Below are 15,277 nucleotides of genomic sequence, written 5' to 3'. Positions count from 1 at the left end.
CGTCGGTCAGTGTTCGAAACTAACCCTCAAGCTATTCATGACGGGTTTCCGCTCCATGGGGATAACGAAAGTCCGCGCCCGCCCCGGCGCGACGATTCCCATGCCGATCATTCCCGACATCGCCTGCACGTCGTAGTTTTGATCGATGACGGCGCCCGTTTCATCGACGCCCTTTACGGACCAGGGAGTCCGACCGGCCGCGAAATAGCGCGTTCCTCCATTGGTCACCCGCACCTCTAGGCCGCGCTCATGCGGAGGCGGAACATTCTTGTCGGCGTTGGCCTTGGCGGCATCGGGCGGCAGTTCTACCATGCGATCGACCCACTGCACCGATTCCAGCGCCGGCTTCGCAACCGTCCCATCGGGAACGACGTTGAGCAATATGTTGAAACGCATCAACATTTGAATGCGCGAGCCTGCCTCCTCCAGCTTCACGGGAAGCTGACTGATACTGGCGTAATAGATTTCCGATTGCGTCATCTCGCCCTGCGGGATGAACTGGACGCGGAATATCTGCCGCCCATTGGGCGGAATCACGACCTGGGGCGGATAGGCTGCGAAATGATCCTCCGCGGGTTCCAGTTCCAATTGCCCTGTTTCATCGATCTTTCCGCGATACATGCGGATTTCGACCGGCAGGTCGATCGCGTCGGTGTTCGTGACTTCGACCCGCGCCGTCGCACCGCGACCCGTCGGTGTCATTTCCACGATCATCGGGGTAACGCGCGCCGCCTCCGCCGATACCGCCCCCAGTCCCGATACAGCCGCCATCAGCGCCCACAGGAAAGGCCCGTACGACACGATATGTCCCCATTTTTTTGGCATGTCAGGATCACCCGAACGAACGAAGGGGGCACGCGCCCCCTTCACCGGCGCCGCCGCTAGTCCGGCGCTCATCTATGCGAGGAAGGAGCGAGCAGCCCTCACGGCCACCGCCCCTTCCAATCCATCACGCCGCGATTGCGACCGTGACCGTGACATTGTCCGTGTAGTCGCCCGCCAGCGGACGCGTATTCGCGGCCTGATCGGTCGTGCGAATGCGGACATACATTTCCACATTCCGGTGGATCGCACCACGCGAGGTGCCCTGATGGAACGTGGCGCCCGTCACCAGCGCCGGCTGAACCTGCCAGGTGCCGGTGTCGAGATAATTATAGGGGCTGACGCCATAGCCGATCTTGTCGGTAAAGCCCTCCGCTGCTTCCGCCGCAGTCGGCGCTGCGCCGTCACGTTTCAGGAAACCGTTGTTGTCCGACGACAGCGTCATCTTGTTGGTGTCATTGCAGCTGACCCAGAAATCCTGCCGCTTGTCGATGCTCGTATTGATGCTCAGCGTGCTCGCCTGCGCGGCGGTCAGGTTGATGCTCAGCGGACCCATTTCGAAAGTGCCCGGATCGCTGATCGTGCAGGTTGCCGGCACGCTGGCATTGATGTCGAAATCTTCGGTGTCCGAATCGGCCGCAAAAGCCGGTGCAGCCGCAAAAACAGACGCCGCAGCAGCGGCGAGAAGAAGCTTTTTCATTGATATTCCCCCATCCGTAAAGGTCCGATCCCATCATGGGATTAAAGAGCCGCGGCTAACGCGGCGCTGACCGCAAAAGCTGCGGTTAGGAGGAACTTAACTTTTATTAAATCATTGTCGAGTCCGAATCGCGCGCACCTGTGGCTGGCGTCTCATTTCAGGGCATCGCCCGCATCAAATCCTACCGCAATGAACGAGCGCCCCAAGAGCGGCCTCAACCTGAAACCGCTTTTTAATATTTATAATTGCATAATATAAAATGATTATTTTGCTCTTCGCGAGCCACCGCCCCCAAGCGCCCCTTCTTTTGGCGCTACGGCCACGACCGAGGCCGCCCTAAATTATTTCGGCTTTTCCCAACCGGGCAGGCCTTTAAGATATTTAGAAAATAGTTAATTTACATTCAAATCTCTGGAGACTCGGAAACCCGTCATCGCCCCGAGTACCGAAGGCGTTCGCCCATAGTCCGGCAGGGCCAATTTTTTCGCGTCACCCCAGCCGCGTGTCGATCGGCAGGCCGTTCTTCAGCGTCAGCGTCACCGGGGTGCGTTCGGCGATGTCGGCGAGGCGGGCTTTCTGCTCGTCGTCGAGGCCGGCGATGGTCAGCGTCCGCGCGATGCGGCGTTCTTCCTGCCCATGGAGACGAAGGCCGACCTCGAGCGATTCGAGCGGCCAGCCCTTGCGGTCGGCATACATGCGCAGCGTGATCGCGGTGCAGGCGCCGAGGCTCGCGAGGAGCAGGTCATAAGGCGCGAAGCCCGCGCCCTGCCCGCCGAGCGCCGGCGGTTCGTCGGCGACGAGCGGGCGGCCGCCGACCTCGATCTCGGTGCGATAGCGGTCCTTGCCGATACGTGCGATGCCTTGGGCCATGGCCTTGCTCCTGCCGTGCGCGGACGGTGCGCACGCGTCAGCCATGCCCCGCCCGGGCAAGCGGCGCAAGCGGGGGGCCGCAGGATCGTCAGGCCGCCGCGCGGCGCGCCGCCCACAGCCCGAAACTCGCGATGATCGCGTAGCAGATCAACGGCACCACGAGCGCGAGCCGGATGTTGCCGCCGATATCCGCCACCGTCCCGAACAGATAGGGGACGATCGCGCCGCCGACGATCGCGGTACACATGATGCCCGATCCCTGCGGCGTCTGCTCGCCCAGCCCTTCGGTCCCCAGGCTGAAGATCGTCGGAAACATCAGCGAATTGCAGAAGCCGACCAGAATCAGCGCCCAGCCCGACACCGTGCCGGTCGTAACCGCCGACAGGATGATCAGCGAGATCGCTCCCGCGGCAAAGATTGCAAGCACGCGTCCCGGCTTCGCCAGCCGCAGGATGAAGCCGCCGAGCAGCCGTCCGACCAATGCTCCCAGCCAATAGATCGCGACCAGCTTGCCCGCGGCCTGAAGGTCCAGCCCCATGACGCTCGGTTCGCCGAGATAGGCGATGAGGTTCGAGCCGATCGCCACTTCGGCGCCGACATAGGTGAAGAGGCACAGCGCGCCGAACTGGACGCGGCGGTTGTGGGCGAGCAGGCCCCAGGTGCCCTCGAGCTTCACATCGTCGGCCTTGGCGCGATCGAGCGCCGAGCGAAACATCCAGAACAGCGCCGCAATCACCAGCATCAGCACACCGAGCCACATATAGGCGGTGCCGATCGAAGCCCCCTCGGCGACGCGATATGCCTGAATTTGCGCTTCGCTCGCGGTCTCGGCGTCGAGCGGTTGCGAATCGCCGAGCAGGAAGGTGGCGCCGCCATAGACCATCAGGAACACGCCGATCGAATTGAACGCCTGCGCAAAGGTCAGGCGGCTGTGCGAGGTTTCGACCGGTCCCAGCGTCGTGATCACCGGATTCATCGCTACCTGCAGAACCGTGATCCCCGCGCCGATGCAGAAAAGCGCGGCGAGGAAGCCGGGGTAGGAGGCGGCCGCCGATGCCGGAATGAACAGGAAGGCCGCCGCCGCGACGATCGCGAAGCCGAGCACGAAGGTGCGGATATAGCCGAGCTTCGACATGATGATGCCGGCGGGGATCGAAAAGGCGGCATAGGCGATGAAAAACGCCATCTGCACCAGATTCGCCTGCGCGTGCGTCAGGTGGAACATCGGCTTGAACTTGCCGACCAGCAGGTCGTTGATGTTCGTCACCCCGCCGAGCAGGAAGAACACCGCAAAGGCGAGGATCAGCACGACCCGCGTGCTGCCGCCGCTCTTGCCTGCCTCCGGGTTCGGATCGGTGCTCGTCGCGACATTCGGCGCCAATGCCATGGCCTTCTCCCCAGATTATCCCTCGGACCCGTAGCGCGGCCCCATTTTTCCCTTGGCTTACTTGCTTAGCCGTGCGCTGCGGGTGGACAAGCCAGATTTTCACCTACCGCCTCGACATTCGTATTCACCAGCGTCACCGCCAGCCCCTTGTCGCCCGTAATCGTCACCGGCGAATCGACATGCGCCAGATCGGCACCTGCGTCGGCGAAGCAGCGCAGCGGGATCTTGATCGTCGCTACCTTACCTGCGGGCGCCGCCGCGACGAGCGCGGTCAGATCGAAGGCCTTGCCGCCGAACGCCAGCGTCGCCGGCCCCGCCGCATCGATCCGCCAGTCGATCCTGAGCGCGAAGCTGTTGTTTAGCTGCCGCGTCATGTCGGCGGGCGGTCCCGCGAGGCGGAAGGAGGCCGGCCCCGTCCAGACGAAGCTCTTGCCATCCTCCTGCGCCGCGACGTCGACCGAGCGGGTAGCGAGCAGGCCATAGCTGCTGTCCACCGGCGCCGATTCGACCTGCCGCGAGCCGCCGCCGTCGGTGATCGAGAGCAGCCACGGCGCGCGGGCGCGGCCGCCCGAGAAGAAATTGGCGACATTGAGCATCGCCGCAACGTCGACCCCGAGTTTTTCGGACAGCGGCGGCACGGTCTTCCGGTCGGCATAGGTCAGGCCATAGCCGACCGGGAACTCGGGCTTTTCGATCGGCGAGCGCGCGTCGGCGGGCCAGGCGAAGGGCAGCGTGCCGGTGAAGTCGCGCGCCGCCTTGCCGTCCCGCTGCGCGACCAGCACCTCGGCGACGCCGGCGCCCTGCGACCCCGGCAGCCACGCCGCGACGAAGGCATCGGCGGCGTTGATCTCGGGATTGGTGAACAATGGCCGTCCCGACAGGAAGACCGCAACGACCGGAATCCCCGCCGCCTTGAGTTGCTTGAGGACGGCAAGATCCTTCGCCTCGGCAGGCTGATAGTCGAGCGTCGGAACGTCGCCCTGAAACTCGGCATACGGGCGCTCGCCGAAGACGACGACCGCGACGTCAGGCTTTTCCACATAGGTGCCGCCCTCCGACAGCGTCGCGGTTCCGCCCGCGTCGCGCACCGCCTGGTCCAGCGCTTCCCAGATCGTCTGGCCGTTCGGGAAATCGGCGTGGGTGACGTCGGTGCCCTGCCAGCTGATCGTCCAGCCGCCGGCCTGCATCGCCATGTCGTCGGCGCCGGGGCCGGTCACGAGCACGCGCGCGCCGGGCCGGATCGGCAGCATGCCGCCATTGTTCTTGAGGAGAACGAGCGATTTCGCGACCGCCTCGCGCGCGATCGCCAGATGCTCGGGCGCGCCGACCGCCGACACGTCGCCGCGGTCGACATGCTCGACGTCGAACAGGCCGAGCTTATACTTCACGCGCAGGATGCGCCGCACCGCGTCGTCGAGCCGCGCCGCGGTGATGCGCCCGTCCTTCGCCTCGGCAAGCGTCGAGGCATAGAGGCCCTTCCAGCTGTCGGGCGCCATGATCATGTCGAGCCCCGCCATGATCGTTTGCGGGCAATCGGTGACGCTGCATCCCGCGACCTGGCCGTGGCCGTTCCAGTCGCCGACGACGAAGCCCTGAAAGCCCATGCGGCCCTTGAGCGCGTCGGTGAGCAGCCCCTTGTTGCCGTGGTTCTTGACCCCGTTCCAGCTCGAGAAGCTCGCCATCACGGTCAGCGCGCCGGCGTCGATCGCGGCGGGATAGCCCTGCGCGTGCTTCGCGATCAGCTCCTCCTCGCCGATCCGGGCGTCGCCCTGATCCTTGCCCTCGAAGGTGCCGCCGTCGGCGAGGAAATGCTTCGCGGTGGCGGCGACATGCGTGCCGTCGACCGAACGCCCGGCGACGAGCGGTCCCTGCAGCCCGAGCACCATCGCCTTCGCATAGTCGGCGACAAGCTTCGGATCGGACGCATAGCCTTCGTAGCTGCGCCCCCAGCGCAGATCCTGCGGCACCGCGAGCGTCGGGGCGAAGGTCCATTCGATGCCGCTGCCCGCGATCTCGGCCGCGGTGACCTGCCCGATGCGCCGGATCAGCTCGGGATCGTGCGCGGCGCCGAGACCGATATTATGCGGGAACAGCGTCGCGCCGGGGACATTGTTGTGGCCGTGAACCGCGTCGACGCCGAAGATGATCGGGATCGCGACGCCATTCGCCTGCGGCTGCAACGACACGGCGCGGAATTCGCCGACCAGCTTCGCCCAATCCTCTGCGCTCGACCGCTCATTGCCATTGGGGCCGCTGTTGCCGCCCGCAAGGATCGAACCGAGCGGGTAGGTTTCGAGGTCTTTGGGGGTGATCGTGCTGATGTCGGCCTGGATGAGCTGGCCGACCTTCTGCTCGATCGTCATGCGCGCGATCAGCGCGTCGATCCGCGCTTCGGTCGCGGCATCGGTGATCGCGGCAGGGCTTTTCGCTTCCGGCCAGCGATCGGGATGGACCGTCGCCGAACCCGGCGCGGGGCTGTCCGCCATCGCCATGCCGGCGCTTCCCGCCAGCAGCAGCGCCGTCGCCAGAGCCATCGCCTTCCGCATCGTCTCTCCCATCCTCAATATTTGTGAACGTTATCAATTTTCCTCTCGCACAGCCCCTGCGCGAAATCAAGCATCCTGTTCGGCAACGGGAATCAGGCGGTGCGCGCTATCGTGACGAGGAGCAGCACCGCCGCCGCCGCGAGCGCCGCGAGCAGCAGGAACAGCGCGTCGAAGCCGAAGCCGGGGACGAGCGAGATGGTGAGCCACGGCATGATCAGCGAGGGAATGGTGTTGGTGAGGTTGAAGATGCCGAGGTCGCGCCCGCGATGGTCGGCGCGCGGCAGGACACGCAGCGTCTGTCCGCTATGGAGCGACAGAAAGGCGGTCGTCGCGATCCCGAAAACGAGATAGGCCGCCTTCGCCGACGTGGGATCGGCGGCGAGCGCCATGCCGATCAGCCCGGCGCAGGTCAGCACCGCGGCGGCGGCGAGCGGCACGAAGGGGCGGTTCCGGCGGTCGGCCCAGCGCCCGGCGAGCAGCGCGACCGGCACGGCGATGGTCAGCGCGAGGCTGAAGATTCGCGCCTTTTCATGGTCGCCCATCGTGGGGTCGATCGACCGGAACCAGAAATAGAGATAGGCGAAGAGTGCCGCCTCGGCGATCTGGACCAGCAGCCGCGCCAGCCACATGCGGACGGCCGGACGCGCGTCGGAGCGATTGGGGGCGCGGTCGGGGACGCCGGAACGGGGCTCGACCGCCATCAGCTCGGGAAAGGCGCGCGGGCGGCCGAAGAGCAGCGCGGGCAGGATCGCCGCCGCGACGAGCAGCGCGATCGCCGTCACGCGCTGCTCCATCGATACGAGCCCCGGCAGCGTGACGAGCGCGCCCGACCAGGCGCCGAGCGCGGGCGAGAGCGCGAGGAGACCGCCGAGCAGCCCCTTCTGCGCGTCGGGAACGACATCGCCTGCCCAGGCCGACAGCGGCCCGAGGATCATGTTGAGCGCGAGCTGCCACGCGAGCAGCAAAGCGAGCAGAGTCGCCATATCATGCGCGTGCGGCACCGCGAGCAGCAGCGCGATGGTGAGGACCAGCCCCGCCAGCACCCACGGACGGCGGCTTTGCGTGCGATCGCTGAGCCAGCCGAAGAGCAGACCGCCCGCGCTGGCCGCGAGCGCACCGAAAAAGGTCAGATAGCCAAGCCAGCGCACGTCGTCAGCGCCCGCAAGTTCGGCCATGCGCGCGGGGAGCAGCAGGGTCAGGAAGGGCACATAGGCGATCGCGCCGCCCGCAGCGGCAAGCGCATAGAGCAGCAGGAAACGCACCGACTGGCGGCGCGGCGGCGCGTCGCCGTCAGCCAATGGGCCGTCAACCAATGGGCGCCGCCGTCGACCCGCGCTCGATCAGGCTGCCGCTGACCACCGTCGGCGCGTCGGGCCGCTTCTCGCCGCGCTGCGCCGCGATGATCAGTTCGACCGCGCGCGCGACCGTCGCCGCCACCGGCTGGTCGACCGCGGTCAGCGGCGGCTGGGCGAAATGGACGATCGGCGTGTTGTCGAAGCTGACCAGCGACAAGTCGCGCGGCACATCGAGCCCGCGTTCGCGCGCGACTTCCAGCGTCGCGAGCGACATCTGGTCGTTGCTCGCGATGATCGCGCTCGGCGGGACCGCACTTTCGAGCAGGCGCCGCGCCGCCGCCTCGCCCGAGGCATAGCTGAAATCGCCCTCGGCGAGCAGCCCCTCGACCGGCAGCCCCGCTGCCGCCATCTCCGCCTTCCAGCCGTCGATGCGCCAGTGGCTGAGGTCATATTCGACCGACCCCGAAATGAAACCGATGCGCCGGTGGCCGAGCCCGATCAGGTGCCGCGTCGCGCGCGCCGCCGACCCTTCGTCGTCCATCGTCAGCGCGATCCCCGCCTCGCCGCCGTGCGAGCCGATGCGCGCGAAAGGAATCTTCTGCGCATGGAGCAGGTTCACGATCAGCGGATTATCCGAGTGCGGCGGGGTCAATATCACCCCGTCGGGCTGAAGCGCCGCGATCGTCGCGCGCAATTCGCGCTCGACATGGTCGTTGTGCGTATCGACCAGTTCGAAGATCATCCGATAGCCATATTCGGCGCATTTCAGCATCCCGCCGAACAGCATCTGGTCGACCCAGTCGGTGCCCTGCCGCGCCCTCCAGTCGGCGATCGTGCGTTCGCGGTCGTTGATCGCGAGGATCAGATAGGATCGCGACCCGCTCATCCGCTGCGCCGCGATCGACGGGACATAGCCCAATTTGTCGATCGACGCCTGCACGCGCTCCTTCATTTCGGGGCGCACGTTCGGTTCGTTGTTGATGACGCGGCTGACCGTCTGCAGCGACACCCCCGCATCGGCCGCCACATGCTTGATCGTCACCGATTGCCGCCGGCGCCCCATCAGTCCGTTCCGTTCCCCACCACCTCGGTCCCGGCCCTGATAGGGCCGCGGCGGGCGCATGGCCAGACGGCAAGATCCGCGTTTTCCATCTTTTTCACGCCGCTTGCGGTTCCCGCGCGCCGCAATAGCGCGCGACATAGGCGTGATGCTCGGGCAATGTCGCGGCGGTGCGCGCGGTGCTCTCGCGCAGGCCCGCCATGAAGCGGTCGAGTTCGTCGGGCGACAATTTCTCGGCGATCGGATGCCAGCTTTGCGGGTCGATCCCCTGCCCCATCATCACCTGTACCCAGCTATTCTCGCCGAACAATTCCTCATTCTTGCGGAACACCCGGCCGGTTTCGCGGAACAGCTCGATCTTCTGTTGCAGGCTGTCGGGGATCGGCATCGCGGCGACATGGCGCCAGAAGGGGCTGTCGCGGCGCTCGGTCGCCTTATAGTGCAGGATCACGAAGTCGCGGATCTGCTCGATGTCGCGGCGCTGCTGCTCGTTGAACTCGATCGCGTCGCGCTCACTCACGCGGCCGTTGGGCATCAGGCGGATGAAGCGCAGGATCGCGCGCTGGATCAGGTGGACCGTCGTCGCCTCGAGCGGCTCGACGAAGCCGCCCGCGAGCCCGACCGCGACGCAGTTGCGGACCCATTGCCGCCGCCGCACCCCACCGCGGAACTTGATGTCGATCGGCTCGACCAGCGGTTCGCCGAGCGACGACAGCAGGCGATCGAGCGCCGCGTCGCGCGACAGATAGCGGCTCGAATAGACGATCCCCGCGCCCATCCGGTGCTGGAGCGGGATGCGCCATTGCCAGCCGGCGTCGTGCGCGATCGCACGCGTATAGGGCATCGGCGGCCCCTGATGCTTCGACTGGAGCGCGACCGCGCTGTCGTTGGGCAGCCAATGCCCCCAATCCTCGAACCCCCCGTGAAGCGCGCCGTCGATCAGCAGGCCGCGAAAGCCGGTGCAGTCGACGAACATGTCACCCTCGACGCGCCGCTCGCCGTCGAGCAGCAGCGCGGCAATATTGCCGCTCTCGCCGTCGAGTTCGACCGACTGAATCTTGCCCTCGACGCGCTTCGCCCCGTCGGCCTCGGCGAGCTCCCGCAGGAAGCGGCCATAGAGCGTCGCATCGACATGATAGGCATAGTTCATCCGCTCTTCGGGCAGATGCGCGAACTTGCCCTGCAGCCCGGCGACGAGTTCGAGGCAATAATCGTCATAGCTGTGCGGATAGCCCGCGGCTCGCGCGCGCAGCCAGAAATGCTGGAAGCCCGCCGACCAGTGATCCTTGCCGCTGAGGCCGAAGCTGTGGAAATAGCTGTGCCCGTCGTATTTCCAATTGTCGAACAATATGCCGAGCTTGAAGGTCGCCTGCGCCGCGCGCATGAAATCGGGCTCGGGAATCCCGAGGATGCGGTTGAAATTGACGAGCGGCGGAATTGTCGATTCGCCGACGCCGATGGTTCCGATCGCCTCCGATTCGACGAGCGTCAAATCGACCGTCGCCCCCATCGTCCGCGCGATCGCCGCCGCCATCATCCACCCCGCGGTCCCGCCGCCGGCGATCACGACGCGACGGCGCGGCCTGTCTTCGCTCAGCCTGTCTTCGCTCATCTGCTCAATGTCCTCAGCAAGAAGGCGCGCAGCCGCCCCGCGCTCTCGGGTGTGAGAGGAGCGAGGACGCCGCGCGCCGGTTCGGGGATATGGTCGGTCGCCCGGCCGTCGTTGTCGAAGACATAATGATCGAACAGGTCGCGCCAGATCGCCTTGTCCGCGGGCGCCATGTCGCGGATCGCGAGGATCGCATGGTTGAGCGCTTCCTGCGGCTGGCCGAACCAGGCCGGGGTGCGGCGCCACCAGTAATTGACCAATATGTTGAAGTCGGCGCGCGCCTCGACATGATGCCACCACATCGAGGGAATGAAGATCGCGTCGCCGGGTTCGAGTTCCGCCGTTTGCGCGTGCGCCATCGCCTCCGCGAAGCGCGGATAGGCGGCAAGATCGGGCGCGGCGAAATCGACCATGCTGACGGTGCGGCCGGCGGGGGTATTGTCGATCGGCCCCAGATAGAGGTTGCGGAACTGGTCGGGCGGGAACAAGGTGAAGCGCCGCCGTCCCGCCGCGCAGCAGGCGAGATTGTCGGGATAATCATTGTGCGCGGCGATCCGCGTCCGCGTCCCGATCCAGATGCTCTTGAGCGGGTCACGCGCGCCGAGATCGATCGGGTTCGCGGTGTCGAGCCCGTCGAAATGCGCCGGAATGTCGATCGAGGCGAGATAGACGGTGCGGATGTCGCCCAGCTCCTCACCCTTCGCCAGCCCCGCGAAGATGTCGGCGAGCTTGCCCGTGCCGGTGCGGAAATTCATCGCCATGTCAGCGTCGTAGAACAATCGCCCGTCGTGCCCCGGCGGACCGATCGAAACCTTGAACGCGCGGTCGCGGGCATGATCCAGCAGATAGCGGCGCGCCGCCTCCGCCGAGGTCCGGCCCGCGGTGACGAGCGGCCAGTCGGCGACGAGCCCGCGCAGCACGAACGGTTCGCGCGCGCCGTCGAGCAGCGCATCCAGCCCCGCGTCCCGCCATTCGTGCTCGGGCACGCGCGCGGCGCGGGTGTCGATCGGGGCGTCCCGCTCAGCCATCACGCCGCCTGCGGTTCTTGCGCCGCGCGAGTTCCGCGAGCTGCGACAGCGAGGCGACCGCCATGAAGATCGGCATCAGATGCCCCGCCGCGTGCAGCGCGGCGAGCGCCGCGGCATCGAGCGCGCGCAGCCGCGCCTCGTCGATGATGTGGAAGCCGACGAGCGAATGGAGCGACCCGTCCTCCAGCGTCACCTCGAAAGTGAAAGGTTCGAGCAGGTCGTGCTCGGCAAGCGCGTCGAAGAAGGCGCCGCTCTCGCGATAGCCGTCGTCGAGTTCGCCGAGCTTTCCGGCGATGTCTTCGAGGAAGGGCGTCGCGAGGCCGTTCGCATCGAACAGCCGCACGCCGCCGTTCCCTTGCGCGATACGCGGATGTGCAAGATCGACATGCACCTGTCCCGGCCCGTCACCGTTCGCCGGTCGGCCGATCAGGAAAGGCTGGATCGCCAGCGACAGCGGCCGATAGCCCGCGTTCCAGCCCGCACCGTCGAGAAAGAGATTCTCGCCCGTCTCGAACCCCAGCAACGCGACCGCGAAAAAGCGCTCCTGCCCCGCCTCGCGCCGGAAAAGGATCGGAAAATCGGCCTGCACGCGGCGGAATTCGGACGGCACGATCAAGGTAGCCATCACCCCGTCGCCCAGCTCCGCCCCCGCGTCGGCGCGGACGCGAAGGTCGCGGTGGCTTTGGTTGTCGAGAGGGGCGTGACTGGTCATCCGATCCTTTGTCTCCCGTTCGGCAGCGGCGGTTTTCGCCATTGGGAACGTTCCTACGCCACCCGCCCCCGCCCGTCACGCAAAAGAGCCGCGCCCCGGAGGCGCGACTCTCTCGCCGGTTGGCGGCAGGGAGGGGTTGCCGCGCCTGGAGGTTAGAAGTTGAACCGGATTCCGGCCGCGTAGCGGGCGAAGCCCGGCGACACGAAGGTCACATTATTGCTGCTTCGCATATGCGCGCGCCGCCCCTCCCCGGTCAGGTTGATCGCCTCGACGAAGGCGGTGAAGCCGGGAATGAATTCATAGCTCGCGCTGGCGTCGATCTGCCAATAGGCCTCGACATAGGTCGGGTTCGGCCCCGTCGATTGCAGGAACTTGTCGCGCCAGTTCCACGCGACGCGCGCCTGCAGACCGCCCTTGTCGTAATAGGCGACCGCGTTGGCGCTGTCGGAAAGGCCCGTCAGCGCGAATTGCGGCACCGACGCCGGCTGCGTATTGTCGTAGACTGCGTCGCCGTTGACGATCGTATAGTTCAGCAGAACGCCAAAGCCGGTGTCCCAGAAGCTGTGCTGGAGCGCGAACTCCCAGCCGTTGAGCGACGCGGTCTGATCGCTGTTGATCGGCTGCGTGATCTGGAAATTGAGCAGCGGATCGCCGGGCGCGCTGTTGATGACGCCGACATAAGTGCCCGGCCCGCCGCCGGTGATCGTCACCGTATCGGGATAATGTTCGAAGATATATTGGCGGATCTGCGACACCGTCGCTCCCTGCCCGATCGCCGCGACCGCGGCGTTCCAGCGCGGCCCGTTCACCGGGGTGGTCAACCCGAAGGCCGGGGTATCGACGCGGGTGGTCGAGATGAAATTGCTGACATCCTTGTGGAACCAACCGACCGACACATAGCTGCCGGGCGCGTAATACCATTCGGCGGACAGATCGATATTCTTCGACTTGTAGGGGACGAGCCCCGGATTGCCCTGCGCCCCCGTGCCGCCGCCGACGCGGAACAGCGTGTCGAGCGTACGCCCGCCCTGCATATTCGCATAGTCGGCGCGCGTGATCGTGTGGCTGTACGACGCGCGAAGCTTGACGTCCTGCAGCGGCGAGACGTCGAGGTCGAATGCCGGCAGCCAGTTTTCATACGATCCCTTGAAGCGCGTGAAGTCGCTGTCGCCCGACAGGACGATGTTGAATTCATTCTCGCCCACCCAGCGCGTATCGACGGGCACCGGCACCAGCGCCGCCGACGAAATGTCGGTGCTTTCGTAACGCAGTCCGGCGACAAAATGCGCGGGATTGTCGAACAGGTCGAATTTGGTCGCGACCTGCACATAGGGCGCCAGCGTCTTTTCGGTGATGCGCCGGTCGGTGTTGTAGGCCGCGATGCAGGTGCCGGGGATCGCCTGCGCGCCGGTCAGCGGGTTGCTGCAGGTGCCGTAGAGATTTTCGATCAGGTCGGCCATCCGCTCGAAATCGAACGAGTAGAAGCTCTGGATCATCCCCGGCTGCGCGAGCCCGGGGAATTTGTCGGGCAGCGTCTGGAGCGTGAAGATGTCGTCGGGAATATCCGACGCGGGGCCCGCGCCACCCCAGGTATCGTTCTGGATCGTGCCGAAGGCGGACCGCACGTTATTTTCGACATAGGATACGCCGAAATCGATGCTGTCGAGGAAGCCGCCCTCATGATCATAGCGGCCGTGCAATTGCACCTGGTTGATCTCGTCGCGGAAATAGGCGGCGCGGAACGCATTGCCCGTCGGCTGGATCAGCGCGGCGTTCAGCGGATCGATCCCCGGATACATTTCGTAGGACAGGATCGGCAGGTCGTTCTCGAAATTGATCGTCTGGTTCTGAACGCCGAAGATCGCGTTGCCGACCGACATGCTCGACCCGAAACGATTGACGGGCTTCACTGTCGCGGTCGAATGATGCGCGTCAAGGTCGATCGTCACGCCGTCGTCGCCCTGCCAGGTCAGGTTAAAGCCCAGCGAACGGTTTTCGGCGCGGTTGTCGCTGAGCGCGCCGCTGTAGGACAGATCCTTGCCGCTGTTCAGCGTCGTCTCGCTCGGCGGCGCGGTGGGCGCCGCGAAATGTTCGGAATAGAAGATCGGCCCCGCGACGGGACCGTCGGTCCACGCGCTCGTCGTATCCTCATGGTTGAACCAGATGCCGACATTGCTGTTCCGCGTCTGCACCGTGTTGCGCGAATAAGTGTAATCGAGCGTCGCGGTCAGCCCGTCGACGGGGCGGAATTGCAGCACCGCCTGGCCGTTGATCCGCTCGCGGTCGATGTCGTTGAGGTCGTAGGAGCCATTCTGCGGCACCTGATAGACGTCGTCCGGCCCCGGGCGGTTGGTGATGTTGGCGAAGCGCGGATCGCCCGGGAAGGCCAGTCCGCCCCACATATTCTCATCGGACCCGAGATAGCCGTCGCGCCAGCCGACATTGGCCTGGTTCGTGCTCGACTTGCGCTTCTGATAGGAGCCGGTGATCAGGATGCCGATCCTGTCGTCGGCGAACGTCGTGCTGAAGATGCCCGAGATTTCGGGCGTGATCGGATGGCCTTCGTTGCGCGACGAATCATAGACGCCCTTGACCGAGAGGCTGCCGTGCATCCCCGGCTTGTCGAGCGGGCGCGGGGTGCGGATGTTGATCGTCGAGCCGATGCCGCCCGATTCGACCGTCGCGCGACCGCTCTTGTAGACCTCGACCGCGGCGATGCCTTCGGACGCGAGGTTGGCGAAGTCGAACGAGCGCGACGAGGGCGCGCTGCCGCCGTCGCCGATGATCGCGGTCGGCATCTGGCGGCCGTTCAGCGTCACCAGGTTGAATTCGGGGCCGAAGCCGCGAACGGTAACGGTCGAGCCCTCGCCGTTCGAACGGTCGATCGACACGCCGGTGATGCGCTGGAGCGATTCGGCGAGATTGGTGTCGGGGAATTTGCCGATGTCCTCGGACGAGATCGCATCGACGACGCCCTGCGCGTCGCGCTTGATCGCAGCCGCCGATTCGAGGCTGGCGCGGATACCGGTCACGACGATCTCGTCGCCGCCGCCATTGTCCGCCGGCGCTTCCTGCGCCATCGCGGTCTGCGCCGCCCCCATCAGCGACAGCGCCGACGTGCCGACCAAAAGCCTGGCGAGCCAATGCCTGTGCGAAGCCTGCATCCTGAACCCTCCCGATTGAGCCGCTCTGATGACGGCGTTTTCATGTGAACGTTCACCTAAATGATAACGTTCCCTTTGTCAATG

11 protein-coding genes are annotated in these 15,277 nt (G+C 65.7%); all 11 read right to left on the bottom strand.

Annotated features, from left to right (window positions below):
* Positions 1-6: 6 nt before the first annotated feature.
* A complete protein-coding gene (locus NP825_RS00360; protein ID WP_257547454.1) occupies positions 7-825 on the bottom strand; it encodes a molecular chaperone in 819 nt (272 codons plus the stop codon).
* A 124-nt stretch (positions 826-949) separates the two neighbouring features.
* Positions 950-1,522 (bottom strand): spore coat U domain-containing protein, encoded by a 573-nt coding sequence (locus NP825_RS00355; protein ID WP_257547452.1) that lies wholly within the window; start codon positions 1,520-1,522, stop codon positions 950-952.
* 489 nt (positions 1,523-2,011) lie between these two features.
* Positions 2,012-2,392, bottom strand: coding sequence for an OsmC family protein (locus tag NP825_RS00350; protein ID WP_257547450.1), 381 nt, complete (start codon positions 2,390-2,392; stop codon positions 2,012-2,014).
* 88 nt (positions 2,393-2,480) lie between these two features.
* Positions 2,481-3,779, bottom strand: coding sequence for a sugar MFS transporter (locus tag NP825_RS00345; protein WP_257547448.1), 1,299 nt, complete (start codon positions 3,777-3,779; stop codon positions 2,481-2,483).
* 65 nt (positions 3,780-3,844) lie between these two features.
* The gene (locus NP825_RS00340; protein WP_257547446.1) at positions 3,845-6,325 is read right to left on the bottom strand and encodes a glycoside hydrolase family 3 protein; all 2,481 of its coding nucleotides are present in this window, start codon (positions 6,323-6,325) and stop codon (positions 3,845-3,847) included.
* Between the two features lie 92 nt (positions 6,326-6,417).
* Positions 6,418-7,623, bottom strand: a complete 1,206-nt coding sequence (locus NP825_RS00335) for an MFS transporter (protein ID WP_257547444.1) — start codon at positions 7,621-7,623, stop codon at positions 6,418-6,420.
* A gap of 7 nt (positions 7,624-7,630) precedes the next feature.
* A complete protein-coding gene (locus tag NP825_RS00330) occupies positions 7,631-8,683 on the bottom strand; it encodes a LacI family DNA-binding transcriptional regulator (protein ID WP_257547441.1) in 1,053 nt (350 codons plus the stop codon).
* A 94-nt stretch (positions 8,684-8,777) separates the two neighbouring features.
* Positions 8,778-10,292 (bottom strand): tryptophan halogenase family protein, encoded by a 1,515-nt coding sequence (locus NP825_RS00325; protein WP_257547439.1) that lies wholly within the window; start codon positions 10,290-10,292, stop codon positions 8,778-8,780.
* Positions 10,289-11,317, bottom strand: a complete 1,029-nt coding sequence (locus tag NP825_RS00320) for a cupin-like domain-containing protein (protein WP_257547437.1) — start codon at positions 11,315-11,317, stop codon at positions 10,289-10,291. The genes NP825_RS00325 and NP825_RS00320 overlap by 4 nt, the downstream gene beginning before the upstream one ends.
* Positions 11,310-12,071, bottom strand: coding sequence for a SapC family protein (locus NP825_RS00315; protein WP_306997953.1), 762 nt, complete (start codon positions 12,069-12,071; stop codon positions 11,310-11,312). The genes NP825_RS00320 and NP825_RS00315 overlap by 8 nt, the downstream gene beginning before the upstream one ends.
* Before the next feature lie 110 nt (positions 12,072-12,181).
* The gene (locus tag NP825_RS00310; protein WP_257547435.1) at positions 12,182-15,193 is read right to left on the bottom strand and encodes a TonB-dependent receptor; all 3,012 of its coding nucleotides are present in this window, start codon (positions 15,191-15,193) and stop codon (positions 12,182-12,184) included.
* Positions 15,194-15,277 lie beyond the last annotated feature (84 nt).

The sequence above is a fragment of the Sphingopyxis sp. DBS4 genome (assembly GCF_024628865.1).
Lineage (GTDB): Bacteria > Pseudomonadota > Alphaproteobacteria > Sphingomonadales > Sphingomonadaceae > Sphingopyxis.
Note: the sequence above shows the minus strand (reverse complement) of the source record. Positions and strands in the feature narration are given on the sequence as shown.

Bases quoted from the DNA above. Each gene is read 5' to 3' on its own strand.
- NP825_RS00360 (WP_257547454.1), bottom strand. From the start codon at position 825: ATGCCAAAAAAATGGGGACATATCGTGTCGTACGGGCCTTTCCTGTGG.
- NP825_RS00355 (WP_257547452.1), bottom strand. From the start codon at position 1,522: ATGAAAAAGCTTCTTCTCGCCGCTGCTGCGGCGTCTGTTTTTGCGGCT.
- NP825_RS00350 (WP_257547450.1), bottom strand. From the start codon at position 2,392: ATGGCCCAAGGCATCGCACGTATCGGCAAGGACCGCTATCGCACCGAG.
- NP825_RS00345 (WP_257547448.1), bottom strand. From the start codon at position 3,779: ATGGCATTGGCGCCGAATGTCGCGACGAGCACCGATCCGAACCCGGAG.
- NP825_RS00340 (WP_257547446.1), bottom strand. From the start codon at position 6,325: ATGCGGAAGGCGATGGCTCTGGCGACGGCGCTGCTGCTGGCGGGAAGC.
- NP825_RS00330 (WP_257547441.1), bottom strand. From the start codon at position 8,683: ATGGGGCGCCGGCGGCAATCGGTGACGATCAAGCATGTGGCGGCCGAT.
- NP825_RS00325 (WP_257547439.1), bottom strand. From the start codon at position 10,292: ATGAGCGAAGACAGGCTGAGCGAAGACAGGCCGCGCCGTCGCGTCGTG.
- NP825_RS00320 (WP_257547437.1), bottom strand. From the start codon at position 11,317: ATGGCTGAGCGGGACGCCCCGATCGACACCCGCGCCGCGCGCGTGCCC.
- NP825_RS00315 (WP_306997953.1), bottom strand. From the start codon at position 12,071: ATGGCGAAAACCGCCGCTGCCGAACGGGAGACAAAGGATCGGATGACC.
- NP825_RS00310 (WP_257547435.1), bottom strand. From the start codon at position 15,193: ATGCAGGCTTCGCACAGGCATTGGCTCGCCAGGCTTTTGGTCGGCACG.